Consider the following 2,823-nt stretch of genomic DNA (forward strand, 5'->3'; position numbering starts at 1 on the left):
CTTGTTCAGCCCGGGTGAGCCGTCGAGGGCTGCGTGTACCTGTGCCGGACGCGTCGATCGTGACGTCTCCGGATCGAGGTCGTTGCGCACGACGACGTAGTGGATGCCCTGTCCGAGAAGGGTATCGGCCAAACCGGCGGACGGCCTACCGTCGGCTATGAGGCGTTGTACGGAGTCGAGTGCTCGGATCGCGCCCGGTGGCGTCAGGGGTACCGAGTCACGGACGGCCCACGGCGTAGTCGCGAGAGCCTGAAGCGGTTCGTCACGCGTGAGGCCCCACGTCTGCAGCGCGAACGGTGCACCGGGCACGACGAGCGCGCGTTCGGCATCGGACCCGTCGGGCGAGGTTCCCGACGCGTGGTCGGTGAGCCAGTCGGCGGCCTCGTGCCAGTACTCGGGAATGCTCTCGTAGGCACCTCGTGGGGCGAGTTTCCCGGTCCAGGCAAGGGAAGTGGAGAACGTGAGTGCGACGAGCACGAGTCCGGCGAGGGCGACCATCCGATCTTTTTCGGGGTGCGCGATCGCTTGTTTCCACCTGGCACGAGGCACCGAGCCTGGGAGGGGAACCTTCGCCAGCAAGTGAGCGAGCCCGAGCACGAGGGGGATTCGCACGACCGGTTCGAGTTTGTGGACATTGCGCAGAGGCGCGCCGCCGGAATCGAGGAACAGTCGGACCGAGTCGGCGACGGGCGAACCGAGCCCGCCGACATATCCAGCGGTAAGTCCCACGATGCCGACGAACAGCATGACCGTCAGTCGTCCGCGCGCGGGCATCGAGCGCATGGCGAGCCCAGCCACGCCTGCTGCGGCGATCACACCCGTCGCGACGACGGCAGCCGGCTGAGTAACCAGGACAGCACCCGCTACACGTTCAGGGGAGACGAACGGTGTCCAACTGCTGGTGCCCCGGAGAATCTCGGTGAGTGAGGCCCACTGCGTCGTCGTGCCGGAGGATTCGATGTAGTCGAGGAACGGTGGGCTGACGGATCCCAGCAGCAACAGAGGGACGATCCACCACAGCGTCGCGAGCAGGAGAAAGCCGGCCCACCAGCCGCTGAATACGAACCAGCGTCGGTTCGGTCGGTGGCACAGGATCCAGATCACGCCGACGAGGGCGGCGGCCGCTGTCGCGACGGCGTTGACAGCACCCATGAGTGCAACCGCGGCGGCGGATTGGGCAGCGAGCATGCGGACGCCCGGTTGGGCTCCGCCCCAGTGGCCTCGTGGGGCTCCTGGGGCTCCGCCCCAGTGGCGCGAATAAGTGCGCCTGGGCCTACTCAACCGTGCCACTGCGGCGGAGCCGCCGGGGGCGCGAGCGGCGGAGCGGCCGGAGTCGCTGGGGGCGAAGGCCCACACGATGGGGATCAGCACCCACGGCGCGAGCATCATCGGCATCGTCTCGGACGAGATCGACGCGAGGGTCGTGACGACGCGAGGTGAGAGCGCGAACGCGACCGCAGCGATGATGCGTGAGGTTCTGCTGCCGATCCCGAGTGCCTCGGCGAGCCGAATGATCCCCCAGAAGCCCGCGATCAGCAGCAGCGCCCACCAGAGACGTTGAGTGACCCACGGGGGTACGGACAGCACATCACCGAGCGAGAAGAACGCTCCGTGTGGAAAGAAATAGCCGTACGCCTGATTCTGAACCTGCCCGAGCGGCGCCTGCGACGTCCACTGGTGCGAGGCACGCGCAAGGAATCCCAGGGGGTTCTGCGTCAGATCGTATTTGGTATCCGCGACGGTATAGCCGGGAACCTGCAGAAACGAAAGGAGGAGAGCAAAGACAGAGACGCCGAGAAGCCACCTACGACCGAGTGGTTCGGAAGAGATCGAGTCAGAAGCGTCAGCGGCTGCCGTACTCAACCTGGTTCAGCAGCGAAGAATCAGCATTGCCGGAGCGATCGATCTCGGGACGAGTGTTGTCCGACGCCGCCGCAGTCACTCCGAACACAACCCCGGCGCCGAGCACCGCACCGACTACCGCAGCAACAACTCCCGGGACAGCGAACTTCATCTCTCGATCTCCACTTTCGTCGACGGACGCGAGGCGTCGATATCCCCCGTGCGCGGATCACGGTATCACCCGTGACGCTTGTCGCCGGGCGCACGCGCTGCTATTTGCCTGGCGGAACAATCAGCACAGGCCGATGGCTGTGTCTGAGCACGTGGTCGGCGACCGAACTCTGCAGCAGTGAACGTAGTCCTGTGGTGCCTCGAGTGCCGGTGACGATGATGTCGACATCGAGATCGTCGGCCTTTTCGACGATCGCACTCCAGATGGCCGTCGTGCATTCGGCGCAGTGCCCTTCGACCCGCAGACCGGCCTCCTCGGCGAGCCGGACGCCTTCGTCGTTGGTCACCTTGGCATCGGTGAACGCGACGTCTTCCGCTTCGTCCTCGGGAATCCACTCCGGCGCCATGACGCCGGACAGTCCGGACATTCGGACTGCTTGACGCACCATCGGCTCCCAGGCAGTCACGACGATGGCCCGTGTGGTGGTGAGGAATCGGCCTGCGTACTCGATGGCGCGTTTGGCGTTGTCGGAGCCGTCGTAGGCGATGAGAATCAAGTCTGCCGGCATCGTGTGTCCCTCCTGATGTCGCTTTTGTCCAATCCTAGCGCGGGAGGGCGGCGAATCGCGTGGCTACCGGGTACTCGGCTACCGTCGGATTCCATGAGCAACTTCCGATCGCCCGTAGGAATCGCAGCGCTGGTGATCGGCGTCGGGTTCACCGCCTCGTGCGGAGGCGGCAGCACGGAAACCGCCGCTGTGGCCACGTCCTCCGATGTCACGGTCACGACGACCGTTGCCGCGCCGACCA

Annotated in this window: 3 protein-coding genes; all 3 read right to left on the reverse strand. The window is 65.7% G+C overall.

Annotated features, from left to right (window positions below):
• Positions 1-1,863, reverse strand: a 1,863-nt coding sequence (locus A2J03_RS08150) for a DUF3367 domain-containing protein (RefSeq protein WP_197480669.1), incomplete at its 3' end; no start/stop codon positions are given.
• Complete coding sequence (locus A2J03_RS29800) at positions 1,844-2,014, reverse strand: DUF2613 domain-containing protein (protein WP_082897675.1); 171 nt, start codon at positions 2,012-2,014, stop codon at positions 1,844-1,846. The genes A2J03_RS08150 and A2J03_RS29800, both read right to left, overlap by 20 nt.
• Positions 2,015-2,114: 100 nt before the next feature.
• Complete coding sequence (locus tag A2J03_RS08155; RefSeq protein WP_068371916.1) at positions 2,115-2,582, reverse strand: universal stress protein; 468 nt, start codon at positions 2,580-2,582, stop codon at positions 2,115-2,117.
• Positions 2,583-2,823: the final 241 nt, after the last annotated feature.

Source organism: Rhodococcus sp. EPR-157, from assembly GCF_001647195.1.
Taxonomy (GTDB): domain Bacteria; phylum Actinomycetota; class Actinomycetes; order Mycobacteriales; family Mycobacteriaceae; genus Rhodococcoides.

What these genes read in the sequence shown, in the direction of transcription:
- A2J03_RS29800 (WP_082897675.1), bottom strand. Translation starts at nt 2,014, where the DNA reads ATGAAGTTCGCTGTCCCGGGAGTTGTTGCTGCGGTAGTCGGTGCGGTG.
- A2J03_RS08155 (WP_068371916.1), bottom strand. Translation starts at nt 2,582, where the DNA reads ATGCCGGCAGACTTGATTCTCATCGCCTACGACGGCTCCGACAACGCC.